Raw genomic sequence first — 24,353 nt, 5'->3', positions numbered from 1 at the left:
GGAGCGCAATCCGGGGCCATCGTTGCTTGGGGCATGATTCCCGGATTACGCTCCGCTCCATCCGGGCTACGGGCTACTTCAACAGCTTCATCGGATCGGCCGCCTTCTGCTTCAGCTGCTCGAACGTGCATTGCCGCGGCGCCTTGTCCGGGCGCCAGCGCAGGATCGAGGTGCCGTGGCGAAAACGTTCGCCGCTGAAATGGTCGTAGCAGACCTCGATCACCAGCTTCGGCTTGAGCGGACACCACTTTGCGGAACGCTCCGTCGACCAGCGGCTCGGCCCGCCCGGCGCGTTGCCGGTGAAGCCGGGCTCGCCGATCAGTGCTTCGAGCCGATCGGTCAGATCAGGCTTCGCCTCCGCCTTGATCGCCGAGGTGAAGCCGACATGGTGCAGCAGGCCGTCATCGTCGTAGAGCCCGAGCAGCAGCGAGCCGACGACGTTCCGGCCGGCGATCTTGTTGGTGGCATAGCGGAAGCCACCGACCACGCAATCGGCGCTGCGGAATTTCTTGATCTTCTGCATGCCGTCGCGATTTCCCGCCTGATAGGGCAGATCGATCCGCTTGGCGATGACGCCGTCCGAGCCGCCGCCGGATTGCGCGAGCCACTTTTTGGCTGTGGCGTAGCTCGTCGTCGTCGGCGAAAGACGGAAGAGGCTGCCCTTGAGGTTGGCTTTCGCGAAGGCTTCCAGCGCCGGCCGCCGTTCGCGCAGCGTCTTCTCAGCCAGGCCCTTCTGTCCGGATGTCGCGAGCAGATCGAAGACGAGGTAGAGCGCCGGTGTCTCCACCGAGAGCTTCTTCACGCGGCTTGCCGCCGGATGAATGCGTTGCAGCAGCGCGTCGAAGGAAAAGCTCTTGCCGTGCGGCACGACGATTTCGCCGTCGAGCGTGAAACGGTCGGCCTTCAGCTCCAAGGCAGCAGTGACGATTTCCGGGAAGTAGCGCGCGAGGTCTTCGCCGGATTTGGAGCGCAGGTCGACGTTGCTGCCGTTGCGCGCCAGCAGGCAGCGGAAGCCGTCCCACTTGGGTTCATATTGCCATTCACCGCCGCGCGGGATCGCGTCGACCGACCGCGCCTCCATTGCGGCGAGAGAGGTGGGCTTGCGATCGCGCTTTCGGGGAGGAGCAGGCAAGGGCAGGACTCGTCATACGCTGAACACGTCCCATCAACGCCAAACGGCCGGCTTTCGCCGGCCGTTGTCGAAAATAATCTTGCGCCAGTGGATCAGACCGCGGAGGTGATCCACTGCTGCAGCTTCGCCTTCGGCGCGGCGCCGACTTGGCGCGAGGCCATTTCGCCGCCCTTGAAGATCATCAGAGTCGGGATCGACATCACGCCATACTTCGAGGCGGTCTTCGGGCTCTCGTCGACATTGAGCTTCACGATCTTGACCTTGTCGCCCATCGCGCCGGCGATCTCGTCGAGAGCGGGTGCGATCATGCGGCAGGGGCCACACCATTCGGCCCAGAAATCGACGACCACGGGGCCGTTCGCCTTGAGCACTTCGGCTTCGAAATCGGCGTCGGAAACCTTGCTAACGGCCATTGGGAGTACCTCACTCGGTTGAAAGAGAATCGGCGCGACCTGGAATCGCGCCCGGGATCATGTGGTCAACCTATGAACGGCCCCTTGCCAGGTCAAGGACGCTCACACCGAGATGAAGGGATGCCAGCGCCGCGTCCAGCGCGGGGGGCGAAATCTCCATATATTCAAGGGCCTCGGTCCAGAGCAGGACGGCCCTGACGGACCTTTGGGGATAAAGCCGCGACAGCACCGCCCGGTACAGCGCAAGCTGGCGGACATAGGTCGCCGGCGCCTCGGCCGCGCTTTTGGGCGCTGCCTGGTTGGTCTTGAAGTCGACGATCAGGACCTCCTCAGGGCGCACGACCAGTCGGTCGATCTGCCCCGACACCAGGGCCGGCGTGCGGCCCGGCCGCTCCAGCCGGCCGGCGATCGCGACCTCTGCCCGGCTGCCGGCGGCAAAGACGGGCGCAAAACGCGGCTCCGTGATCAGGGCGCGCACCTTGTCGGCCAGTGCGATGCGATCGGCCTCCGGCCAGTCCGCGGCGTTGCGCGCCATGAAGCCGAGCGCGGCCTCGCGCCGGCGCTCGCCGGCGATGTCGGGCAGCGATTGCAACAGCCGATGCACCAGCGTGCCCCGTTGCAACGCCAGCGCGCGCGACTGCACCGATTCGCCCGATCGGACGCTGCGGCCCTCCTCGGCAGGCTGGCCCGAGGGGCGCACGGGATCCTCGTCGATGGTCTCGCGCGGGGCCGGTGTCCGCAGCCACTCCGGCAGCGCGATGGTCTGGTGCACGGAGGCCGCCGGCGCGCCCAGCGCCGCGACGTCCTCGGGACGGGCGAACCGGGTGACCTTGCCGAGCGGCGTCTCGATCACCTGCTTGTCGAGGCCCGAGCCGGCAAGGCCGGTGTCGACGAGGTCGTACCAGCTCAGCTTGCGCACCGTCTTCATGTTGCCGGGCATGCAGCCGCCGACGATCAGCCGGTCGGCCGCGCGCGTCATCGCGACGTAGAGCAGGCGGCGATATTCGTCCTCGGTCTCCTCCAGCATCGCCTTGCGCGCTTCGGCAACGGGCTTGGGATCGTCGGCCTTGCGGCCGGCCCAGACCACGACCTCGCCGCCATTGCCGCGCGGCACATGAATCAGCCGCAGCCGCTGCGAGTCCGCGGGCGAGGACGTGGTGTCGACCATGAACACGACCGAGGCCTCGAGGCCCTTGGCGCCGTGCACGGTCATGACCCGCACCTCGTCGCGCGAGATCTCCATGTCGCGCTTCACTTCGGTGTCGGCCGAGCGGAGCCAGGCCATGAAGCCCTGCAGCGAAGCCGGCGCCTTGCGCTCGTAGTTCAGCGCGAGCTCCAGGAATTCGTCGAGCGCGTCATTGGCCTCGTGGCCGAGCCGGCGCAGGATGCGCGCACGTCCGCCATCGCCACCCAGCAGCCAGGCGTAGAACGCGAACGGCGTCTCGTCGCGGGCGCGGATCTCGCAGGCTTCCAGGCGACGCAACGCCGTGGTGAATTTTTCGCTTGTGGCCGCGTGCTCGCCGAGCGCGCGGCGCAGCGAGCCCTTGCGGTCCCAGGCGAGAGTGAACAAATCGTCGTCATCGAGCCCGAACAGCGGGCTCTTCAGCGCCACCGCGAGCGCGAGATCGTCCTGTGGCAGCAGCAGCGCGTCGGCCAGGTTCATCAAGTCGATGATGGCGATGTGCTCGGTGAGCTTGAGGCGGTCGGCACCGGCGACCGGAATGCCGGCGTGCTTCAGCGCCTGGATCACGGCATCGAATGCGTTGCCGCGCCGGCGCACCAGGATCAGCATGTCGCCATAGCGCAAGGGACGGCGCTCGCCCTCGTGCCCTGTCAGCGTGCCGCTCTCGACCAGCCGCTTGATCTCGGCCTGGATGCGTCGGGAAAGCTTGACCTCGGGGCTGGTGACGGCGACGCCATCGAACGGCGCACGCCAGCCCTCGATGTCCTGCCGATCGTCGGCCTCCGCGAGGTCCCACAGCTCGATCACGCTCGGGCCGGCATCGCTCAGCGAATTGTGCAGGGGATGGCCGATCTCGACCGAATGGATGCTCTTGTAGATCGCGGGATCGCGGAAGACGTGGTCGACCGAATGCAGGATCGTCGCACCCGAGCGGAACGAATAGGTGAAGGCGACCGGATCGAATTTCAGGCCGGCGGCGGTGAACTTGCGATGCAGCTCGCGCCTGCGCGCGTCGAACTCGTGGGGAGCTGCGCCCTGGAACGAGAAGATCGACTGTTTCTCGTCGCCGACAGCGAAGATGGTGCGGTTCAGCCCCTCGCGCGCACCTTCGCCGGCGGTGAACTCGGAGATGATGTGCGCGATGATGTCCCATTGCCGCGGGCTGGTATCCTGCGCCTCGTCGATCAACACGTGATCGACGCCGCGGTCGAGCTTGTAATGCACCCAGCCCGAGGCGATGCGGTCCAGCATCGCCAGCGTCTTGTCGATGAGGTCGTCGTAGTCGAGCAGGCCGCGCTCCTGCTTCTCGCGGCGGTAATTCGCGGCGGCCGCTGTCGCGATATGCAGCAGGGCCGCGGTGCGGTCCCGAACCGTCACGGCGCGGCGCTTTTCGATCAGCCCTGCAAGGCGCTGCGCCTCGGCTTCGAACAGGCGGGCCACGGAGGGATTGTGATCGCAGAACTTCTTGGTCAGCACTGCCTTGCGCGGCAGCTTGTCGTCCGTGAGGAAGACGGACAGATAGGCGTCGACCTGATCGCTGCCGGAAAACACCTTTGCCGCGCGCAGCCGCCCTGCCTGGTCATTGTCGGATTTGCTGCCGTCCTCCAGCGCGAAGGCAATGTCGTCCCAGCGCGCGCGCGGCAGGAACGGGCCGTCGAGAATTTCCGTCTCGACGGCTTCGATACGGTCGCCGATGTCAACGCCCAGCACCGCAGCCATCTGCGCCGCTGCGGCTTCCGCATTGCCGGCCTGGTCGGTCCAGGCCATGAAATGATCGCGGCTGAGGCACGCCTCGCGCACGACCTCCTTGAAGGTGACATCCGCGGCGCTCGCCATCGCCGTCAGCAGCGCGCGGCCGGTGACGCTCTCCGGATCGCGTGCGGCTTCCAGCAGCACCTTCAAATTGGCGCGTTCCATCATGTCGGTCTGGTCGCGCTCGTCGATCACGGCGAAGCGTGCGGGAACGTTGGCCTCGAACGGAAATTGCTGGAGCAGGCGGGTACACAGTGCGTGGATGGTCTGCACCTTCAGCCCGCCCGGCGTCTCCAGCGCGCAGGCGAACAGTTTTCTCGCGTCGCGGCGCAGTTTTGCGCCGGGATGCGGGATGCCGACCGCGCGGATCGCCGCGTCGAGCGCGTCATCGTCCAGCGTCACCCAATGACCGAGCGTGGTGAACACGCGCTCGGCCATGTTTGCGGCGGCAGCTTTTGTGAAGGTGATGCAGAGAATTTTCTCCGGTGGCACGCCCGAGAGCAGCAGGCGGATCACGCGCTGCACCAGCACATGCGTCTTGCCCGAGCCGGCGTTGGCCGAGACGAAGGCCGACGCGGTCGGATCGGATGCGCGCGCCTGCCGCGCGCGCACCTCGTCGGGGATGGGACGCGGCGCCTTCACCATTCCTCGATCCCCAACCCGCCGGCCGCCGACCATTCCTTGATCCGGGCAAGGTCGTCATAGGTGCCGTAGCGATTCGCCCACATCGGCAGGTTCAGCGATGTATAGGCCTGGTTCTCGTCCTCGAAGGCGCGGATCAGCGCTTCGAGCTTTGCCCTCGCCTCGGCGGCCGCGGTGTCCGGCGGCTGCGGCTCGTCGCCCGGCTTGAACTTGAGCTCGAGGATGCGCTCCTCGCCGGGCGGGTTGTTGCCGCTGAGGCGGACATAGACGAGCTGGCTCACGGAGGCGCCGGCGTCGATACCGGGAAAGCCGCCCTCGCGCAGGATCGCGGCTTCCAACGTCAGCTGCGGCGACAGGCCCATGCGGACCTGCTTGCCGGTCGGCGGCTGGCCGGTCTTGTAGTCGAGGATGGCGTAGCCCCCGCCCTGGCGGCGTTCGATGCGGTCGGCGCGCGCAGAAAGGCGGAAGCTGCGCTTGTTATCGAGCATGATCGAGATCTCGCCACGGGTCTCCGCGACGATCGCCGCGATCGCCTCGCGCCGCGCCGTCTCCCATTCGCCGAACCAGCGCGCGATGCGCTGGAAGCGCGGCCACCACAGCGCCCGTGCTTCCGGCCGCTCCATCAGCGGTGCAAAGTGCTTCTCGCCGATCGCGCGCAGCACCCGCGCGGGATCGTCGGGCAGACGCGCCGCATAGCTTTCCGTGAATTCGCCGATGGCATCGTGAATCGCCGATCCGCGGTCGGCGGCCGAGAGCGGCATGTCGACGGGATCGAGCGCATCGAGCCGCAAGATACGTTTGGCGTAGATCGTGTAGGGATCGCGCAGCCAGTCCTCGATCTCGGTGACGGACATCTTGAGCGGCCGTGTCGCGCGCGGCGGCCGTGGTTCCGGCTGCTTGATCGGCTTGACCTCGTCGGGCTGGTCGAGCGCCGCGGCGAACCGCACATATGTCTCGCCGGCGCGAACCGCCGCCTGCCAGAGCTCATCGCCGGCCACCGCCTCCAGCCGATGCAGGAAGCGCGAGGCCACCGCCGGCGCGCCGCCGGCCTTGGCCGAGTGAGTGAGAATGACCTCGTCGCCGCCGAGCAATTGCGCGAAGTCATGGGCGGACAGGCCGATACGGCGTTCCGGCAGATCGAGCCCGAGCTCGTGGCGCATCGGCCGGCTGAGCCAGGGATCGATGCGCGGCGCCGGTGGCCAGACGCCTTCGATCAGGCCGCCAATGATGATGCGGTCGGCCTGCATCAGGCGCGATTCCAGCGGGCCGTAGATTTGCAGCCGCGCGCCCGGCCTGTCGCGCCGCCGCACCGCGCGATCGCCGAAGGCGGTCTGGAAGACGTCCGCATAGTCCGCTAGCTGCACCATCAATCCGCTGGTCGTGCCGCCGCGCAGGAGATCGTCGAAGGCGCCGGCGAGCGCGAGGCCATCGCGATCCTCGAAGGCGAGCGGAATGCCCTGCTCGTCGCGCGACAGCTCGATCATGATCTCGCGATGCCGATGCGCGAGCTCGGCGAAATCATAGGGCTTCGTGGGCGGCAGGCTCTCGATCGGCGCCAATGCCTTTTGCAGGGCATCGACCAGAGCCTGGATGCGATCGAGATCCTCGGCCTTGAGACGCGCCCGCGGCTCGGCGCGATGCAGTGCGGAGACCTCGCTGCGCCACAGCTTTGCCAGCTCATCGCGGAAGCGGTTGAACTCGCGCAGGAGGCCCGCGGTGCCTGCCGGCGGACGCGTGCCGCGCAGCACCGCAAGCTCCAGGCTCTCGATTGCCATCTTCCACGCGCCCGGCGCGCGGCCGAGCCGGCACAGCGGATGCTTCAGCATCGCCAGCAGCGTCGGCGGCTCCAGGCCCTTGGTCACCGCCTCTGCCGCAAGGCGCGCAAACGTGCCGGCGGATGTCTCCATCAAGACGTCGCCGCCGGAATCATCGAAGGCGAGATCCCATCGGGTCAGCGCCGCCATCACCCGCCGCGCCAGGGCGCGGTCGGGCGTGACCAGCGCCGCGGATTTGTCCAGGTGTCTGGCCTCGCGCATGGCGATGGCGATGGCGAGCGCTTCCATTTCAGGATTGGGCGCTTCGACCACCGCGAGGTTCTTCATGCCGCCCGCGATCTTCGCGGCAACATCGGGCTGCTTCAGCCGGTCGTGCCAGACCTCGGTCTTGGCGGACGGCCGCATCGATTCCGACGCAAGCAGGTCACGGCCGTCTTCCGCCGGCGGCTGCAAGATCTCGACGTCGCTGCGCTTGATGCCGAAGCGTTGCAGCAGCGCATGCATCGCATATTGCGGATGGTTCGACGCCGGATTCTCGGTGATGCCCAAGAGGTCCCTGCTGCCGCCGATGCTGCGCCAGGCATCCTCATCGAGATCGGTATCGAGGCCCGGCAGCACCACGGCGCCATGCGGCAGCGCGGCGACCGCATGGAGAAATTTGGCGGTGGCCGGCATCGAGCCGGTCGAACCCGCCGCAACCACGGGTCCATTTGGATGCGCGGTCAAGCGCCTCGCCTCCGCGGCGATCAGAAGATCGCGCCGCGAAGCTGGCTCGATCCGGTTGATCTCGGTGAGATGATTGGGCCAGGCGATGCGGGCGATGCGCAGGAATTCGAGCGAGTGCTGCCAGTAGCGGTCGAGGTTGTCGGGCACGAGGCCGTCGAGCGCGCTCCAGTCGACGCCGCGCGTCACCATGTCGTCGATCAGGCGCGCGAGATCGGACGCCAGCGCCAGCGTCGAGGCGGGGCCGCCGACGACCAGCGGCGCCAGCACCGGGCCCTTGGCCCAGGCGGCGACGAGCTGCGCCAGCGTCAGGCGCCGTTCGAGCTCGCCCAGGCGCGGCGGAATGTCGAGCGGCGCGGTCCCGGAAAACTGTTCGCTCTCGCCCGCGAAAGCGAGCTCGTCCTCGTCGATGTCGCCGAGCGCGACGATGCGCGGCAGCACGACGGCATCCGCCTTCATCTCGTCGAGAAAGATCTCGCGCACGATCCGCATGGCGCGCCGCGTCGGCAGATACAGCGTGGCGTCCGCCAGCCGCGCCGGTTCCTTGCGCGCCTCGAATCCCTCGACCAGCCGCCCATCGAGCAGGGCGGTGACGACCGTGCGCAGGAACGGAACTGAGATGGGAACGCTGAAGACGCGCATGAGCTGCCTGATTCGAAGGATCAGGCAATATAGGGAGGCGGGGTCAAATGGTCATGGGTGGAGGAGGAGTCGTCCCCGCTGTTCGCCGAGGTTCGTAGCCCGGATGGAGCGCAGCGCAATCCGGGATGCTGCTCCGCGGCGAGAGGCCCCGGATTACGCTACGCTCCATCCGGGCTACGGCCTCTTCGAGGCAGCCCCTACGCCACGCTCTCCAAAAACGCCTCTTCCGCGGCGTGCACGGCGTCGGGCGTGCCGACATGCATCCAGACGCCGTCGAGGCGCAGGCCGAACAGCCGTTCCTGCTCGCCCGCGCGATCGAACATCTTCGTCAGCGAGAATTCGCCCTTGGGTGCGTCCACGAAGATCGCGGGCGACATGATCGCCGCGCCGGCATAGACGAACGGAACGACCTCCTTCTCCTTGCGCTTGCGCAAGGCGCCGTCGGGCAGCATGCCGTAATCGCCGCGGCCGCCATAGCCGATGCTGGTCGCCGTCGGCGCCATCAGGAGCAGGATGTCCATTCGATCGGGATCGAAGTTTTCGGCGAGCCGCGTCAGGTTGGAGCGCACACCGTCGATCCACAGCGTGTCGGAATTGACGTGGAAGAACGGCGCATCGCCGAGCAGCGGCAGCGCCTTGACGACGCCGCCGCCGGTGCCGAGCACCTGGTCGCGCTCGTCGGAGATTGTCACGCGCGGAAGCTGGCGTGATGCGACGTGGTCGATGATCTGGTCCGGCAAATAGTGCACGTTGACCACCGCCTCGGTCACGCCGGCCTGGCCAAGCTTGTCGAGCACGTGGTCGAGCAACGGCTGGCCTGCGACCGGCACCATCGGCTTCGGCATCTTGTCCGTCAGGGGGCGCATGCGCAGGCCAAACCCTGCGGCGAGCACCATGGCTTTGGTCGGCTTGACGGACATCCTTCCCCTTCTCAGACCTTTTCGCGTCGCAATCCTAACACGAGGCTCGGTCTGCCGCACCGCATCTCGACCGCCTTAACCACCCGCCGTGACGGTTGTACGACGGGTGTTGTCGTCACGCCCCAACGGCTGTGGAACGTACCTTCTTCTTCTTGTCGCCCACTTTCAGGAAATTGACGCCGATCTGGTCGCCATTGACCCAGGCCAGCTCGCAACGCCGGTAGGCGAGCCCCGTGGACGACAGCAGGAGAAAGAATTCCTTCAGATGCAGGCCTTCGACCGAGCCGTCGATCGTCAGCTTGGCGCCGGTCTCGGAGACGTCCTCCATGGTGCAGTCGCGCCGCCAGGTGCCGTCGATTCCCATCATCTGGGCCGAAAACCCGCGCTCGAAAATAACCCGGCTATTTCCGCGCTGATCCGCTTTCGCTGCCATCTGCTCCAGCCCCGCAATGTTCCGGCTCCCTCGGCGCCAGAATAGCGACATCTTGGCTAACGGCCGGTAAATCGGTCCTGAATCAGCCCGGCGGCGGGACGTTGGCGAGATACCAGTCGCGCAGATGGGCGAGCGCGGGATGCGCCAGCGAGCGCTGGAGATAGGTCCAGATCCGCGGCTGATGGCGCAGGTAATGCGGCTTGCCATCGCGGCGGTTGAGCCGGGCGAAGGTGCCGAGCAGGCGCGTGTTCCGCTGCGCCGACATGATCGCGTAGAGCTCGGCGAAGCCGGCGGCGTCGAAGCTCGTGTCCTGCGCCCGCCGCGCCTTGATGTAGCGCGACAGCAGCGTCAGCTCGATAGTCTCGGGTACGTCGATGCGGGCATCCTGGAGCAGCGACACCACGTCGTAGGATTGCGGCCCCAGCACGGCGTCCTGGAAATCGATCACGCCGACGCGTTCGATGCCGCTGCGCTCGCCGAGCCAGATCAGATTGGGCGAGTGATAGTCGCGGATGATCCACGTCTTCGGCGCTGTCAGCGGCCGCTTCAGCAGTTCGCGCCACATCGCAAAAAATTCCGCGCGCGCCTCATCGCTCAGCGGCGCGTTGCGATCGGGCAGATACCATTCCGGCATCAACCCGATCTCGATCAGCAGCGCCTCGACGTCGAAGACGGGGATCGCGTAGGTCTGCCCGTCCAGCGGCAGCGTCTCCGGCAGCGCCTTGCCGTGCAGCATCGCCAGCACGTCGGTGGCGGCTTCGTAACGCTCGAGAATCGGCCGCGGCGGATCGCCCTCGATCACGCCCTCGCTGCCGAAATCCTCGGAGATCAGAAAGCCCTGGTCGAGATCGAAATGATGGATCGCAGGCGCGGAGATCCCCTGCGCCCGGAGGCCTTCGTCGATGGCGACGAAGGGTTTTACGTTCTCGGCCAGATGCACCGCGGCGCTGTAGGATTTGCCGTTGTAGAGCGCCGCGCCGTCGGGCCGCTGCGGGAAGTTCATGAGGATGACGATCTCCTCATCGCGCACGAGCCGCGCGTAGGAGCGCGTCGAGGCGTCGCCCGGCATGCGCCTGCGCGTCGCATCGATGTAACCGGATGCGTCGAGGAAGTCGCGCAGCGCCTTCAGCCGCGCAACTGTAGCTGCGCTCTTGCCATGGCCTGTGATGTCGGCGGCACGTGCGCTCGCGCCCAGCGCCGGCCGGTGCGTCAGCGCGATGTCGATGCGGTCCTCGGGCATCGCCGACGGAGCGCGCTCCGGCCATTCGATCAGCACCAGCGTGGCATCGGGCAGCGGCGACAGCCCGATCTCCTCGAGCTCGCTCTCCTCCTCGACACGGTAGAGATCGGCATGCAGCACCGGGAAGGGTGGCAGCTCGTAGCCCTGCACCAGCGTGAAGGTCGGGCTCGGCACTTCCAGCGCATCGTCACCGGCGAGATAGCGGATCAGGCTGCGCGCCGCCGCGGTCTTGCCGGCGCCGAGATCGCCGGTCAGCGTAATGACGTCACCGGGACCGACCAGCAGCGCGAGGTCGGCCATTAATTGCGCCGTGGCCGTCTCGTTGTGAAGCGCGACGGAGAATGTGGTTGTTTCCGTCATTCGGCGGCGTCGCGATGCGCCGCCTGGTCGGTCGGGAAATCGCAGATCACGACCGTGCCCCGGCCGACGATCGAATCCACCCGCACCTTGCCGCCATGCAGCTCGACGAAGGAGCGCACCAGCGACAGGCCGAGCCCGGCGCCGCGGTGACGCGAGCCCTGGGAGCGGCTTTCGAACCAGTTGAACACCTTGTCCTTCATGTCGGCAGGTATTCCAGGGCCCGAATCTGTCACGGTGAAGACCACGCTGCGTTCGGTGCGCCGCGCGCTGATGCCGACGGTGGAATCCTGTGGAGAAAACCCGACGGCGTTGGCGAGGAGGTTATAGAGCACCTGCACCACCCGCTTCTCGTCGCCGACGAAGCTGCCGACGTCGGGCGCGATCTCGACCTTGAGGCGGATGCGGTCGGTGGCGAGCCGGTCCTGGATGCCCTCGGCGGCAAGCTCGATGGCCTTGCTGACGTCGACCTGTCCGAGTTCCAGCTTCATCGCGCCGGCGTCAATGGTGGCGAGATCCAGGATGTTGTTGGTGAGCGCGAGCAGCGCGTTGGTCGATTTGGTGACGTAGTCGAGATATTCGGCCTGCTTCGGCGTCAGCGGCCCGGTCGAGGGATCGCTGAGGAAATGCGCAAAGCCGATGATAGTGGTGAGCGGCGAGCGCAGCTCGTAGGAGACGTGGTGGACGAAATCCACCTTCATCTGGTCGGCCGCCTCCAGCGCCTCGTTGCGCTCGCGCAGCGCGCGCTCGACATTCTCGGTGTCGGTGATGTCCTGGAAGGTCAGCATGGTGGCGCCGTCCGGCAGCGGCCGGATCATGCCGTCGAGCACGCTGCCGTCCTTGCGCTCCAGCTTCAGCGGCAGGTCGGCGCGGTTCTCGATCGCGGTGATGGCCTCGCGGATCTGGCGCCAGACTTGCGGATCGTCGAACAGCTGATGGCACCAGCCTTCGACGGTCTGGATATGCGGCTCGTCGCGCATGGCATCGCTCGACAGCTTCCACATCCGCACGAAGGCCGGATTGAACAGCTGCGCCTTGCCGTTGCTGCCGAACACCGCGACCCCCTCGGCGAGGCTGTCCAGCGTCTCGCGCTGGACGCGGATCAGGCCGTCGAAGCGGCGGGCGAGGTCGAGGCTTTCGGTGACGTCGTCGAACAGATAGGTGACGCCGCCCTCGGGATTCGGCGTGGTGACGACCGAGAGCGCGCGTCCGTCAGGCAGGAACCAGGTGTCCTTGGCGGTCTCGACCGCGCGATAGGCCTCGTGCAGCTTGGCCTTCCAGGCGCGGAAATCCGGCTGCTCCGGCAATTTGCGCGCGGCGCGGAGCTGGTCGAGCACGCTGGAATCGTCCGGATGAGCGTCGAGGAAGTTGCGATCGAGATCCCACAGCCGGCGATAGGAATCGTTGTAGAAGGCAAGGCGCCGCTGGCCGTCGAACACGGCAACGCCGGAGGAGAGCTGGTCGAGCGTGCGGCGGTGCGCCTCCGCCATGCGCACAAGCGCCGAGCTCAGCGCATCCGCCTCGCTGGCATCGATGGCGACGCCGACGCTGCCGCTGCCGACATTGACGGCGCGCACGTCGTAGATGCGCCGTTCGCCGCCGACCACGATCGGCAGCCGCGAGGTGAAATTGGCGGCGTCCTTCAGCCCCCGCTCCATCGCATTGCGGTCGTCGCTGTCGAGCAGCTCGAGCTTGCGTTCCTGGGCATCGATGGCGCTGGTCGCCTCGGTGGCGCGCACATAGGCCGGGTTGGCGTAGGTCAGCGCGCCGTTCTCGCCCTTCGCCCAGATCGGCCACGGTGCGGCCGCGGCAAAGCCGCGAAGCATCTCGGTCTCGTCGGAGAGCGCCTTGTAGCGCAGATTGGTTTCGGCCAGATCACGGCGCAGGCCCGAGAGCTCGCGAATGCGGACGATGGCCTGGCCGCCGATGGCGCGCCCGATCGCTTCCAGCATATGGCCGTGCGCGGTGGTCAGCGTCAGCTGGAACCCGTCGCCGCGCTCGCGCAGCGCATCGACCGCATGGTCCATCAGCAGCGCCGGTTCCGGCGGCAGCCAGGTTCCGAACGCCAGCACGCGCTGCGGCGAGGAATCGCGCGGCAGCACCAGCGCGATATCGCCGGAAATCTGCGCGCGGTTGTCGCCCGCCGGCCACGAGATCAGGATTTGCGGCTCGGCGAACAGCAGCGCGCCGAAGCGGTCGGCCTGGAGCTGAAGTTCCCCGATCCGCGCGCGCAGCCGCGCCTCGTTCTTCGCCGTGCGCACCCGCGTCCGCATCAACAGGATCGCGGCCATCACCGAGAAGCCGAGCAGGGCCAGCGCGGTGGCGAGCACCGCGAGTTCCTGCCGGTTGAGATCCATCACGAGGGCGAGGGTGTCGATGAGGTCGGCGGCCTTGGCCGGCGCAGCCGGCAGCAGCGCTGCGAGAGCGCCTCCCACCAAGCCGTTGCGCGCCAGCGATGTGCACGACAACAGCGTCCGACGCATCGACACGATCACGCCTGACATAGTTGCCCCAAGACGCGGAAATTCAAGACCGCACGAATCTGCGCGCGGCGACCCCCGTCGCGCGCGAATCAAAAGACAATACCCTCACCGCGACTCCGCCGGTAAGAGTCCAGATCGTGAACGCAAAGGCGGCCCCAAAAAAATGCGGGCCGCGCGGTTCCAAGGTGCGTGATTCTGCGGATGATTCGGCTGGAGTTGTCTTGGATTAGCGCCCGGTCGAGCCAAAACCGCCGGCGCCGCGGTCGGTCGCCGACAATGTGACGACGGGAACCAGCGCGGCCTGCAGCACCGGCGCGATCACCATCTGGGCGATGCGCTCGCCGCGCTTGATCACGAAAGGCGCGGTGCCGTGATTGATCAGGATCACCTTGATCTCGCCGCGGTAGTCCGCATCGATCGTGCCCGGCGAATTCAGCACGGTGACGCCGTGCTTGGCCGCCAGCCCCGAACGCGGCCGCACCTGCGCCTCGTGTCCCGGCGGCAAGGCGATGGCAAGGCCCGTCGGCACCAGCGCGTATTGGCCTGGTGCGAGCGTCATGGGCTCGTTGTCCGGCACCGCGGCCATCAGATCGAGGCCGGCGGCCTCGCTGGTCTGATAGGCCGGCAGCGGCAGGCCCTGAGCGTGGGCGAGGCGTTGCAGCTCGACGGTAACCTTCGTGCTCAAGATGCCGACTCCAGGGATTTGCCGGTCACGTTCTTCGCGATCTGCGCGACCAGTTCGATGGCGACCTGTTCCTTGGTCATCGCCGGCCAGGAATCAACTGCAATCTCGCCGTCCGGCGCACCGGTCTTGCGGCTGAGCAGGTGGACCGTGTTGCGGTCGCCGCCCATCACGCCGGTGGCGGGCGAGACGTCGTTGGCGACGATCCAGTCGCAGCCCTTGCGCGCAAATTTTGCTTTGGCGTTGTCGATGAGGTGCTCGGTCTCGGCGGCAAAGCCGATCACGAGCCTCGGGCGCTTGTCGGCGAGCTTGGAGATGGTGGCGAGAATGTCGGGGTTCTCGACCAATTGCAGCGGCGGCATGCCGGCCGCGGTTTTCTTCAGCTTCTGCTCGCCTTCATTGGCGACGCGCCAGTCGGCGACTGCGGCGGCGAAGATCGCGACGTCGCTGGGAAGCGCGGCCTTGACCTGCTCCAGCATCTGCCGCGCCGATTCGACATGCTTCACCGTCACGCCCGGGGGATCGTCGAGGTCGACCGGACCGCTCACCAGAGTAACCTCGGCGCCCGCGGCCTGTGCAGCGGCGGCAATGGCAAAGCCCTGCTTGCCGGAGGAACGGTTAGCGATATAGCGCACCGGGTCGATCGCCTCATGGGTGGGACCGGCGGTGATCAGCACGCGCGTGCCCGCGAGCGGCTTCGGCGTCGGCGGCCGCAGCAGGCGCTCGGCGGCATTGGCGATCTCGATGGCTTCCGACATGCGGCCCGTTCCGGCTTCGCCGGCCTCGGCCATCTCGCCCGCATTCGGGCCAATCAGCACAACGCCGTCGCGCTGGAGCTGGGCGACGTTGCGGCGCGTCGCCGCGTTGCTCCACATCAGCGGATTCATCGCCGGCGCCAGCAGCACCTTGCGGTTGGTCGCGAGCAGGATGGCGCTGGCGAGGTCGTCGGCATGGCCGTTCGCCATCTTCGCCATCAGGTCGGCCGTGGCCGGCGCCACCACGATCAGGTCGCAGTCGCGCGCGAGGCGTATATGGCCGGCATCGAACTCGCTCTGCGGGTCGAACAGGTCGGTATAGACGCGCTCATGCGACAGGGCGCTCGCGGCCAGCGGCGTCACGAATTGCTGCGCCGCCTTGGTCAGCACGCAGCGGACCTCGATGCGGCGCTCCTTCAGCCTGCGGATCAGGTCGAGCGACTTAAAGGCCGCGATCCCGCCGCCGATGATCAGGGTGACGCTGACCTCGGGAACGGCGCCGCTGCGCTGCGGCGTCGGGGCGGCGGAGGGCACCGCAAACGGCGTCAGCGGCTCCTCGCGGCCCTCAATCAGCTCCCGCAGGATGACCCGGACCTCCTCTTCGACCGACCTGTGGTTCTTGGCCGAGCGCAGCCGCAAATAGGTTTTGACGGCGTCGTCGAGCTTGCGGATGGTCAGGCTTGCCATGACGCCCTCCGGCACGGAATGATAGCGATGCTATCACTCCAGTGATTGCAGTGCAATCACAGATTCCGGACGGCGATCAGAATCCCGATGAAGGTCGCGGCGATGATCCAGAGCGCCACGGTGCGCCAGCGGTTCTTGCGGCCCTCGCTGCGTCCCATCGCCGCGATGCTCTCCGGCGAAAGCCTGATGCCCTCCCGCGTCATGGTCTCGAGCTGCTCGAGCACCTTCACCGACCGCTCGGCGATCTCCGGCAGGCGCATCAAGACCCGCGCGATGTCCCCGGTCCCTGTGAGCGCGCCCTCGATGCGGCCGATCGGTCCGAGGTTGCGCTCGATCCATTCGCGCACCACGGGGTCGGCGATCCGCCAGATGTCGAGCTTGGGATCGAAGCCGCGCGCCACGCCCTCGACCACCACCATGGTCTTCTGCAGCAGGATCAGCTCGGGCCGCGTCGTCATGTCGAACAGGCCGGTGACCTCGAGCAGCAGCGTGAGCAGCCGCGCCATCGAGATCTCCTCGGCGGTGCGGTTGTGGATCGGCTCGCCGATGGCGCGGATGGCTTGCGCAAAATTCTCGACCGAATGATGCGCGGGCACATAGCCGGCCTCGAAATGCACCTCGGCCACGCGGCGATAATCGCGGGTGATGAAGCCGAGCAGGATCTCGGCGAGGAAGCGCCGCTCCTTCATGCCGAGCCGGCCCATGATGCCGAAATCGACCGCGACGAGGCGGCCGGCGTCATCCAGGAACAGATTGCCCGGATGCATGTCGGCATGAAAGAAGCCGTCGCGCAGCGCGTGGCGCAGGAAGCTCTGGATCACCTTGCGGCCGAGATCGGGCAGGTCGACCCGCGCCTCGGCGAGGCGCTTGTGATCGTTCAGCGCGATGCCGTCAATCCATTCCATCGTCAGCACGTTGTGCGTGGTGCGGTCCCAGTCGACGGCGGGCACGCGGAAATCGGGATCGTCGCGCGTGTTCTCCGCCATCTCCGACAGCGCGGCAGCCTCTAACCGTAGATCCATCTCCATCGCGACCGAGCGCGACATGGTGTTGATGACCTCGATCAGGCGCAGGCGCCGCGCCTCGGCCGAGTAGGCCTCAGCCTTGTGCGCGACGTAGAAGAAATCGGAGAGATCGCGGCGGAAGCGCGCGGCGACGTTGGGTCTCAGCACCTTGATCGCGACGGACTTGCGGATGCCGCCGCGCACCACCTCGCCGCGATGCACCTGCGCGATCGAGGCAGCCGCGACCGGCGGGCCGAAGCTCACAAAGATGTCCGTCAGCGGCCGTTCCAGCGAGGTCGCGATCGTGGCCTCGGCTTCCTGCTGCGGAAACGGCGGCAGGCGGTCCTGCAGGCTTTCGAGGTCGCGCGCCATGATGACGCCGACCACGTCGGGGCGCGTGGCCAGGAACTGGCCGAGCTTGAGATAGGCCGGGCCCATCCGCGTCAGCGCGCGCGAGATCCGCGGTCCCTGCTTGGCGCCACGGCGCTCGATGATGCGCGCCAGCTTCAGCGCGAGCTGTCCCGGCGGCGGCACCAGGCTCGGATCGACCGCGCCGAACACGCCTTCGTGCGCAAACACGAACGCGGCGCGGATCAGGCGCGCAATGTGGGTGACGGCAGAGATCACAAACGCCAGCCCGAATGCAATGCGACGATGCCGCCGGAGAGTGTCTGCCAGCTGACGCGGGCAAAGCCGGCCTCGCGGATCATGTCGGCGAAGGCGGCGGGCTTCGGAAATTTGCGGATGGACTCGACGAGATACTGGTACGATTCGGCGTCGCCCGTGACCATGCGCCCGAGCGGGGGGATCACCTTGAACGAGAACAGATCATAGAGCTTGTCGAGGCCGGGCATCTCGACAGTGGAGAATTCCAGGCACAGGAAGCGGCTGCCGGGTCTCAGCACGCGATAGGCCTCGCGCAGCGCAAGGTCGATCCGGGGCACGTTGCGGATGCCGAAAGCGATCGTATAGGCATCGAAGCTGCGGTCGGCGAAGCCGAGCGATTCGGCATTGCCTTCGACGAAATCGACCTGGGTGTCCAGATGACGCTTGGCGGCGCGTTCGCGCCCCACGGCCAGCATGTCCGCATTGATGTCGCACACCGTGGCGTGGAAGCCGGGGCCGGCGGCCTTGGCGGCGCGGAACGAGATGTCGCCGGTGCCGCCGGCGACGTCAAGCAGCGCGAACGGCCGGTCGCCCCTCGGCGGATCCAGCGCGGTGATCATGATGTCCTTCCAGACCCGGTGCAGGCCACCGGACATCAAATCGTTCATCAGGTCATAGCGCGACGCCACGCTGCGAAACACATCGTTCACCAGCGTCTGCTTGTCCCCGAGGGGAACGTCCCTGAAGCCAAAATGCGTGGTTTCGCCCGGCCGATCCATTACTCTACTCCACTCGGCGGACCATAGCCCGCCCGCCGCAATGGCGCTATCACACCGCCTTCATAAGGTGAATGCCCGACCATGCCTGAATTGCCCGAAGTCGAGACCGTCCGCCGCGGCCTTCAGCCCGTGATGGAGGGCGCGAAAATCCTCGATGCGGAGGCCCGCCGGCCGGATTTGCGCTTTCCGTTCCAGCCCGACTTCGTGGCCCGGCTCAAGGGGCAAGTCGTCACGGGCCTCGGGCGCCGTGCAAAATATCTCATGGCCGATCTCGCCTCCGGCGACGTGCTCTTGATGCATCTGGGCATGTCGGGCTCGTTCCGCGTCATCAAGCCGGACAACGAGGCTCAGCCAGGCGAGTTTCATTATCCGAAGGCCAAGGATTCCGCCCACGACCACGTGCTGTTTCGGATGTCCTCGGGCGCCGACATCGTCTTCAACGATCCGCGCCGCTTCGGATACATGAAAGTGATTGCGCGTGGCGCGCTCGAAGACGAGCCGCTGCTGCGCGGGCTCGGCCCCGAGCCGCTCGGCAACGAATTCGACGCCGCGATGCTGGCGCGCTCCTGCCAAGGCAAGACCACGAGCCTGAAGGCCGCGCTGCTCGACCAGCGCGTGGTGGCCGGGCTCGGCAACATCTATGTCTGCGAGGCGCTGCACCGCTCGCATCTGTCGCCGCGGCGCATTGCTGCGACGCTATCCACCAGGAAGGGCGAGCCGACGGATCATGCGCAGCGCTTGGTCGGCGCGATCCACACCGTGCTGAACGATGCCATCAAGGCCGGCGGCTCCAGCTTGCGCGACCATCGCCAGACCTCGGGCGAGCTCGGCTATTTCCAGCATTCGTTCAGGGTCTATGACCGCGAAGGCGAAAAATGCACGACGCCGCGCTGCGGCGGCACGATCAAGCGGTTCGTGCAGAACGGTCGTTCGACGTTCTGGTGCGCGAAATGTCAAAAGTGACCGTCGGGATTGCCGCAGTGTCGTAGCCCGGATGGAGCGCAGCGTAATCCGGGGCCGGCCTCTCCGCGGAGAGACCTTCCTGGATTGCGCTTCGCTTCATCCAGGCTACGGGAGCCCTCGCTACAACGCGCGAGGCGAAGCAATCCGGCCGGGCTGGTGGCCGAACTGCTTCGTCGCTTGGGCCCGTTCACCGGATGGCGAAGAGCCCGACTGTCGTCCGAGCGATCGCCCCGCTCAGGACGCCAGTGCCGTGGTCTCGTCCGCCGCCTGTTCCGCAGCGATCTGCAGCATGCCGTGCGCAGCCGAGATGACCTGGTCGATCAGGACATTGGTGGTGGCTTCGAGCTCGAGCCGGGTCTCGATCCAGCGCCAGAGGCCGCGGATCTCGTCCGCCGATTTGCCGTTCGGCGCGAATTCACTCACGGCAAGGCCGCTCGCAAGCGCGTCCTGGTGATCGTTGCGCATCACGATCAGCGGACGCGCGAGCACCTCGGCAAGATCGAGCGCGGCTTCCTCGGCGAGCGCGGTCGCGGCGTTGTCGATGCGCTGTCCGCGGATCGGCGTCTGGTTGAGCACGAAGCTGTAAGGCCGCTTCCAGGCGCGGGCGACGCTGAGCGTCGAGACGGTCGCCTCGATGTCGGCGACGCTGGGACGGGCCGGGATCAGGCAGAGGTCGGAATGGCGGATCGCGGCGGTGGTGGCGGCGCTGAGGCCGGCGGCGGTGTCGACGATCGCGAGCTGGAGGCCGCTGTCGGCGAGCATCTTGAGACGCGGCGCGATATCGGCGGCGTGATAGATCGGCTCGACGACGAGATCGTCGGTAGAGCGGCGGCGCTGCCAGTTGGAGAGGGTGCCCTGCGGGTCGGTCTCGATCAGGCGGACGGTGAAGCCGGCCTGCTTGGCGGCCAAGGCGAGGCCGACGGCGAGCGTGCTCTTGCCGCTGCCGCCCTTTTGGGTGGCCAGTACGATCGTGTGCATTGAAGGTCAATCCTTTGGAGTGCTGGGTCAGGGATACGCCACGCGAACGTGCATCGCTTCTGGATGCTGAGCGCTTCTCGCTCAGGACGTGCCGGCCCGATCCAAAGGGGATCGCGGAGGTCCGAATCAACGGTAACGATGATGGCGGAATCGCGAATACCAGCGAATCCGTACCATTACCGGCTCCGTAATCGTACGTAAGGTGGCCCTCACGGCCGTGCCCCGGCTCTGCGCGGCAGCGCAAGCGCTGCAACGCGTCCGGGGGCACGAGACCTACTTGCGCACGCAGATCACGCGCACGACGGCGGCTTTGGCGTCGGTCGACGTGCCATTCGGGCTGACGCCCTTCGCCTTGAGAAACCCGCGCACCGCCTCGGCAGAGACCATCATCGCCTGTGATGCCGGCACCGACGTCGCGGGTCCCGCGACCACCGCCGGCTTCAGCAGCGCGATGCCGGCGAACTTGCCGTCGCCGTCGACGGCTGGGCTGCCGGAGAAGCCGACCGCTGGCGGCGGCGAGAGCGCGGAATTGCTGCTCATCGCCGGCGTCAACGCGGCCTTGAGGTTCGACACGGCGGCGGCGCCGCCCTGGCTTTGCGGATCGGCGATGCCGACGACATCGACATTGGTCTTCGCGGCCCCTCCGGCGAGGCTGAGCGGCCTCAGGTCGCGCGCGCCGTAGATGCGCAGCAGCGCGAGATCGTGCTCCTTGTCCTCGGCGAGACGGTCGGCGCTGCCATGGCCGGCGATCGTGATCGCAAGGCAGCCGTCGGTGACGAGGCGGTCGGTGACGATCGCGCCGTCCTCGCTGACGACGATGCCGGTGCCGTATTCAACGGTCTTGCGCGGCGGCGGCCCGGCCAGCGGTCCCGACGGAAACGCGTTGAACGCGCTCGACATCGCGATCACGACCGGCTCGACCGTATTCTCTGTCGCCTGGTCGTAGAGGATCGTCATGGTGCGGACCTCGTCACCCTTGAAGGTGCCGCGGACGTAGAACTTCTTCTGGCCCTGCAAGCCCGACAGCACGAAGAAATCCGGCTTCACCACGGTGTAATCGACCTTGCGGCCGGACGGCTCCTTCTCGAGATCGGCGAGCTTGGCCGAGGTCGGGCTCACTTCCTTGCGGCGGCTGAGAACCACCTGCACCGTCCCTGTCGGCGAGGTCCATTTCGAGCCGTTGGCGTCGCTTGCCTGCTGCGGCACCAGCTTGCCGGGAATGCCGAGCCGGGCGCCGCTGGTCGGCTCCGTCACGATCTTCCAGCCGACGCTCTCCTGCTTCTTGCGTGCCGCCTCAGTGAGCGCGGTGCGCTCCTGCGGATTGAGCACGCCGGTCGGCTTGCCGCCCTTGGCCTTCTGGTACTCCTTGATGGCGTTGACCATGCGCTCGCTGACGTCGCCGGTGATGGCGCCGTTATATTGTCCGACCCAGGCGAGGTCGGACTGGAGCGCCAGCCGCTCGGCTTTGGCCATGCCATCGGCCGTCGCGGACGGCGTCTGCATCGCAGGGGGCTTGACCGGAACGGTCTGGACCGTTTTCGGGGTGGCGCCTGGCACTTGGGGCGTCGTCATCTGGGCGTGCGCGCCCGTGGCAGCCGCCAACATCAGTGTTGCCGCAAGCATCGATCTCATGACAAATCCAGCCAGCCCGTTGAACGCCAAAACATTGAAAAGCATGCGATTGAAGCACATCTCGTTGGTCGCGAACAATGTTGCGGTGGTTCAGTGGCGTAGAGGCCGCGAGCTGAGATCCTCATCCTGAGGAGCGGCCTCGAGGCCGCGTCTCGAAGGATGGCCGCGGCGAAATCGGGACCTGCATGGTTCGAGACGGCGCTTTGCGCCTCCTCACCATGAGGGTTGAGAGCGGCGGCTTGGTAGGAGAGGCGTACGACGATGCTGAGCCCGGACGAACTCGAACGCTATGCCCGCCACATCGTGTTGCGCGACGTCGGCGGCCCCGGCCAGGCGGCGCTGAAGCGGGCCTCGGTGCTGGTGATCGGCGCCGGCGGGCTCGGCGCGCCCGCGCTGATGTATCTGGCCGCCGCCGGCGTTGGCACGCTCGGCGTGGTCGACGACGACGTGGTGTCGCTGTCCAACCTGCAGCGTCAGGTGATCCATACGACGCCCGATATCGGGCGGCACAAGGTCGAGAGTGCCGCCGAGCGGATCGCGGCGCTCAACCCACATGTCCGCTTCATCGGTCACGCCACCTGGCTCAACGCGGATAACGCGCTCGGCCTGATCGGCGATTACGACCTGGTGCTCGACGGCTCCGACAATTTCTCGACGCGCTATCTCGTTTCCGATGCCTGCTTCTTCGCCAAGCGGCCGCTGATATCAGCGGCGCTCGGCACCTTCGACGGCTCGCTGACCACCATCCGCGCGCATGAGACGAACGAGCAGGGCGAGTGCAATCCGACCTACCGCTGCCTGTTTCCGGAAGCGCCGCCGCCCGGCACGGTGCCGGCCTGTGCAGAGGCCGGCGTCATGGGCGCGCTCGCGGGCGTGCTCGGCTCGATGATGGCGCTGGAGGCCATCCGCGAGATCGTCGGCTTCGGCGACGGCCTCGTCGGCCGCCTCCTGATGATCGATGCGCGCGCGATGCGCTTCGAGACGCTGCGCTATTCACGCGATCCCGCCAATCCGCTCAACGGCGACGGGCCCGTGTTCGAAGACTTGAGCATCCACCGCGAGTAGGACACCGGCCCAAAATTCGGGCGGCACCGAGAGCACTATGCGAACAGTAGAACTCGACGCCAGTACTTGGAAAACAGCTCAGGATTTTCGATCGAGTCTCAAGGCAGCGATAGGGGCGCCGGAGTGGCATGGCGACATTGTGGCTGCCTTTTTGGATTCCATCTTCGGGGGCGGAATGAACGCACTCAAGCCCCCTTACATCATCAAGATCGTAAACACGGCCGGCCTCGCACCAGACGTTATGGAGCTGATCCGAGACCTTTCGTCACGCATGGAGGAGACGCGAAGACGTCGATTTGCACGTACAGGTGAGGACGTGGCGGCTAGTCTTGAAAACGCGAGCTAGGTTCAATTTGCCCGGAAGCACGTAGGAGAAACCATCCGTCCGTCGGAGCACCGCCTCACAGCATGCTCGGCAGCACGCGGTCCGGCGGCTTGTGGGCGTCGAGGAAGGTGCGGATGTTGATGATCACCTTCTCGCCCATCTCGACGCGGCCTTCGATCGTGGCCGAGCCCATATGCGGCAGCAGCGTCACCTTGCCGGCTCTGGCGAGCCGCACCAGCTTCGGATTGACCGCGGGCTCGTGCTCGTAGACGTCGAGGCCGGCGCCGCCGATCTCGCCGCCTTCGATCAGCTTGATCAGCGTGTCCTCGTCGGTGACCTCGCCGCGCGCAGTGTTGACGATATAGGCGTCTTTCCGGATCAGCTTCAGCCGCCGCGCCGAGAGCAGGTGATAGGTCGCCGGCGTGTGCGGACAGTTCACCGAGATGATGTCCATCCGCGCCAGCATCTGGTCGAGGCTTTCCCAATAGGTCGCCCCTAGCTCCTCGGCGATCACGGGGGCGACGGGACGGCGATTGTGATAGTGGATCTGCAGGCCGAAGGCGCGGGCGCGGCGCGCCACCGCCTGGCCGATGCGGCCCATGCCGATGATGCCGAGGCGTTTGCCTCCGATGCGGTGACCGAGCATCCAGGTCGGCGACCAGCCGGCCCAGGGCTTGCCTTCGGTCAGGATCGAGGCGCCTTCGATCATGCGCCTGGGCACCGCGAGGATTAGCGCCATGGTCATGTCGGCGGTGTCTTCGGTCAGCACCTTCGGCGTGTTGGTGACGGTGATGCCGCGGGCATGGGCGGCTGCGACGTCGATATTGTCGACGCCATTGCCGAAATTGGCGATCAGGCGGAGCTTGCAGTCGGGCTGGTTGACGACCTCGGCGCTGATGTGATCGGTCACGGTCGGAACCAGCACGTCGGCGGTGCGGGCGGCTTCCGCGATCTGCTCGGGCGACATCGGCGTGTCGTCGAGATTGATCCGCGCATCGAACAGCTCGCGCATCCGCGTCTCGATCGAATCCGGCAGCTTGCGCGTCACCACGACGAGGGGCTTTTTCTTCACCGACATGTCCTGCTCTCATGAGACATCGCAGGCCGCCTCTGTCGCCAAAGGCCGGTCGTTGAGGCCTCATTAACCCGGTTGTTCGACACTGCCCTTGCCGTGTCCGTCCC

Annotated in this window: 17 protein-coding genes; 2 read left to right on the top strand and 15 right to left on the bottom strand. The window is 66.8% G+C overall.

All coding sequences use genetic code 11. The features are described 5' to 3' along the window. Window positions 1–73: 73 nt before the first annotated feature. The 12 genes from XF30_RS02935 to ubiE form a co-directional block, all read right to left on the bottom strand. Complete coding sequence (locus tag XF30_RS02935) at window positions 74–1,081, bottom strand: ATP-dependent DNA ligase (protein ID WP_109141866.1); 1,008 nt, start codon at window positions 1,079–1,081, stop codon at window positions 74–76. A 143-nt stretch (window positions 1,082–1,224) separates the two neighbouring features. Next, on the bottom strand, window positions 1,225–1,545 hold the full coding sequence (trxA, locus tag XF30_RS02930; protein ID WP_008540017.1) for a thioredoxin: 321 nt from the start codon (window positions 1,543–1,545) through the stop codon (window positions 1,225–1,227). A 70-nt stretch (window positions 1,546–1,615) separates the two neighbouring features. Then, window positions 1,616–5,125 carry a double-strand break repair helicase AddA gene (gene addA, locus XF30_RS02925; RefSeq protein WP_192893020.1) on the bottom strand — a complete coding sequence of 1,170 codons (3,510 nt, stop codon included), beginning with the start codon at window positions 5,123–5,125 and terminating at the stop codon, window positions 1,616–1,618. After that, a complete protein-coding gene (gene addB, locus XF30_RS02920; RefSeq protein WP_109141864.1) occupies window positions 5,119–8,262 on the bottom strand; it encodes a double-strand break repair protein AddB in 3,144 nt (1,047 codons plus the stop codon). Before addB ends, addA begins: the two co-directional genes overlap by 7 nt. A gap of 197 nt (window positions 8,263–8,459) precedes the next feature. Continuing rightward, window positions 8,460–9,182, bottom strand: coding sequence for a nucleotidyltransferase family protein (locus tag XF30_RS02915; protein WP_036024455.1), 723 nt, complete (start codon window positions 9,180–9,182; stop codon window positions 8,460–8,462). Between the two features lie 115 nt (window positions 9,183–9,297). Beyond that, a complete protein-coding gene (locus XF30_RS02910; protein ID WP_036009083.1) occupies window positions 9,298–9,615 on the bottom strand; it encodes a PilZ domain-containing protein in 318 nt (105 codons plus the stop codon). Between the two features lie 82 nt (window positions 9,616–9,697). Continuing rightward, a complete protein-coding gene (gene tsaE / locus XF30_RS02905) occupies window positions 9,698–11,215 on the bottom strand; it encodes a tRNA (adenosine(37)-N6)-threonylcarbamoyltransferase complex ATPase subunit type 1 TsaE (protein WP_109141863.1) in 1,518 nt (505 codons plus the stop codon). After that, window positions 11,212–13,716, bottom strand: a complete 2,505-nt coding sequence (locus tag XF30_RS02900) for a sensor histidine kinase (RefSeq protein ID WP_036024463.1) — start codon at window positions 13,714–13,716, stop codon at window positions 11,212–11,214. The genes tsaE and XF30_RS02900 overlap by 4 nt, the downstream gene beginning before the upstream one ends. 205 nt (window positions 13,717–13,921) lie before the next feature. Continuing rightward, window positions 13,922–14,380, bottom strand: coding sequence for a dUTP diphosphatase (dut, locus tag XF30_RS02895; RefSeq protein WP_109141862.1), 459 nt, complete (start codon window positions 14,378–14,380; stop codon window positions 13,922–13,924). Further along, a complete protein-coding gene (coaBC, locus tag XF30_RS02890; RefSeq protein WP_109141861.1) occupies window positions 14,377–15,819 on the bottom strand; it encodes a bifunctional phosphopantothenoylcysteine decarboxylase/phosphopantothenate--cysteine ligase CoaBC in 1,443 nt (480 codons plus the stop codon). The genes dut and coaBC overlap by 4 nt, the downstream gene beginning before the upstream one ends. A 56-nt stretch (window positions 15,820–15,875) precedes the next feature. Further along, window positions 15,876–17,450, bottom strand: coding sequence for a 2-polyprenylphenol 6-hydroxylase (gene ubiB / locus XF30_RS02885; protein ID WP_036009056.1), 1,575 nt, complete (start codon window positions 17,448–17,450; stop codon window positions 15,876–15,878). After that, the gene (gene ubiE / locus XF30_RS02880) at window positions 17,447–18,208 is read right to left on the bottom strand and encodes a bifunctional demethylmenaquinone methyltransferase/2-methoxy-6-polyprenyl-1,4-benzoquinol methylase UbiE (protein WP_036009053.1); all 762 of its coding nucleotides are present in this window, start codon (window positions 18,206–18,208) and stop codon (window positions 17,447–17,449) included. The genes ubiB and ubiE overlap by 4 nt, the downstream gene beginning before the upstream one ends. Before the next feature lie 81 nt (window positions 18,209–18,289). Between ubiE and mutM the strand changes: the two genes are divergently transcribed. Beyond that, window positions 18,290–19,171: a bifunctional DNA-formamidopyrimidine glycosylase/DNA-(apurinic or apyrimidinic site) lyase gene (gene mutM, locus XF30_RS02875; RefSeq protein ID WP_036009051.1), complete on the top strand. Its 882-nt coding sequence runs from the start codon at window positions 18,290–18,292 to the stop codon at window positions 19,169–19,171. 234 nt (window positions 19,172–19,405) lie between these two features. On the opposite strand, the gene XF30_RS02870 is transcribed toward mutM, so the two are convergent. After that, window positions 19,406–20,149, bottom strand: coding sequence for a nucleotide-binding protein (locus tag XF30_RS02870; protein ID WP_109141860.1), 744 nt, complete (start codon window positions 20,147–20,149; stop codon window positions 19,406–19,408). 273 nt (window positions 20,150–20,422) lie between these two features. Further along, complete coding sequence (locus XF30_RS02865; RefSeq protein ID WP_057027886.1) at window positions 20,423–21,781, bottom strand: serine protease; 1,359 nt, start codon at window positions 21,779–21,781, stop codon at window positions 20,423–20,425. A 261-nt stretch (window positions 21,782–22,042) separates the two neighbouring features. Here XF30_RS02865 and XF30_RS02860 point away from each other — a divergent pair, with 261 nt between their 5' ends. Next, the gene (locus XF30_RS02860; RefSeq protein ID WP_109141859.1) at window positions 22,043–22,846 is read left to right on the top strand and encodes a HesA/MoeB/ThiF family protein; all 804 of its coding nucleotides are present in this window, start codon (window positions 22,043–22,045) and stop codon (window positions 22,844–22,846) included. A 401-nt stretch (window positions 22,847–23,247) separates the two neighbouring features. On the opposite strand, the gene XF30_RS02850 is transcribed toward XF30_RS02860, so the two are convergent. Then, window positions 23,248–24,249, bottom strand: coding sequence for a 2-hydroxyacid dehydrogenase (locus XF30_RS02850; protein ID WP_036009043.1), 1,002 nt, complete (start codon window positions 24,247–24,249; stop codon window positions 23,248–23,250). Window positions 24,250–24,353 lie beyond the last annotated feature (104 nt).

Origin of the sequence: Bradyrhizobium sp. SUTN9-2 (assembly GCF_003122645.1) — a bacterium.
Taxonomy (GTDB): Bacteria; Pseudomonadota; Alphaproteobacteria; order Rhizobiales; family Xanthobacteraceae; genus Bradyrhizobium; species Bradyrhizobium yuanmingense.
Note: the sequence above shows the minus strand (reverse complement) of the source record. Positions and strands in the feature narration are given on the sequence as shown.

What these genes read in the sequence shown, in the direction of transcription:
- XF30_RS02935 (WP_109141866.1), bottom strand. Translation starts at nt 1,081, where the DNA reads ATGGAGGCGCGGTCGGTCGACGCGATCCCGCGCGGCGGTGAATGGCAA.
- trxA (WP_008540017.1), bottom strand. Translation starts at nt 1,545, where the DNA reads ATGGCCGTTAGCAAGGTTTCCGACGCCGATTTCGAAGCCGAAGTGCTC.
- addA (WP_192893020.1), bottom strand. Translation starts at nt 5,125, where the DNA reads ATGGTGAAGGCGCCGCGTCCCATCCCCGACGAGGTGCGCGCGCGGCAG.
- addB (WP_109141864.1), bottom strand. Translation starts at nt 8,262, where the DNA reads ATGCGCGTCTTCAGCGTTCCCATCTCAGTTCCGTTCCTGCGCACGGTC.
- XF30_RS02915 (WP_036024455.1), bottom strand. Translation starts at nt 9,182, where the DNA reads ATGTCCGTCAAGCCGACCAAAGCCATGGTGCTCGCCGCAGGGTTTGGC.
- XF30_RS02910 (WP_036009083.1), bottom strand. Translation starts at nt 9,615, where the DNA reads ATGGCAGCGAAAGCGGATCAGCGCGGAAATAGCCGGGTTATTTTCGAG.
- tsaE (WP_109141863.1), bottom strand. Translation starts at nt 11,215, where the DNA reads ATGACGGAAACAACCACATTCTCCGTCGCGCTTCACAACGAGACGGCC.
- XF30_RS02900 (WP_036024463.1), bottom strand. Translation starts at nt 13,716, where the DNA reads ATGTCAGGCGTGATCGTGTCGATGCGTCGGACGCTGTTGTCGTGCACA.
- coaBC (WP_109141861.1), bottom strand. Translation starts at nt 15,819, where the DNA reads ATGGCAAGCCTGACCATCCGCAAGCTCGACGACGCCGTCAAAACCTAT.
- ubiE (WP_036009053.1), bottom strand. Translation starts at nt 18,208, where the DNA reads ATGGATCGGCCGGGCGAAACCACGCATTTTGGCTTCAGGGACGTTCCC.
- mutM (WP_036009051.1), top strand. Translation starts at nt 18,290, where the DNA reads ATGCCTGAATTGCCCGAAGTCGAGACCGTCCGCCGCGGCCTTCAGCCC.
- XF30_RS02870 (WP_109141860.1), bottom strand. Translation starts at nt 20,149, where the DNA reads ATGCACACGATCGTACTGGCCACCCAAAAGGGCGGCAGCGGCAAGAGC.
- XF30_RS02865 (WP_057027886.1), bottom strand. Translation starts at nt 21,781, where the DNA reads ATGAGATCGATGCTTGCGGCAACACTGATGTTGGCGGCTGCCACGGGC.
- XF30_RS02860 (WP_109141859.1), top strand. Translation starts at nt 22,043, where the DNA reads ATGCTGAGCCCGGACGAACTCGAACGCTATGCCCGCCACATCGTGTTG.
- XF30_RS02850 (WP_036009043.1), bottom strand. Translation starts at nt 24,249, where the DNA reads ATGTCGGTGAAGAAAAAGCCCCTCGTCGTGGTGACGCGCAAGCTGCCG.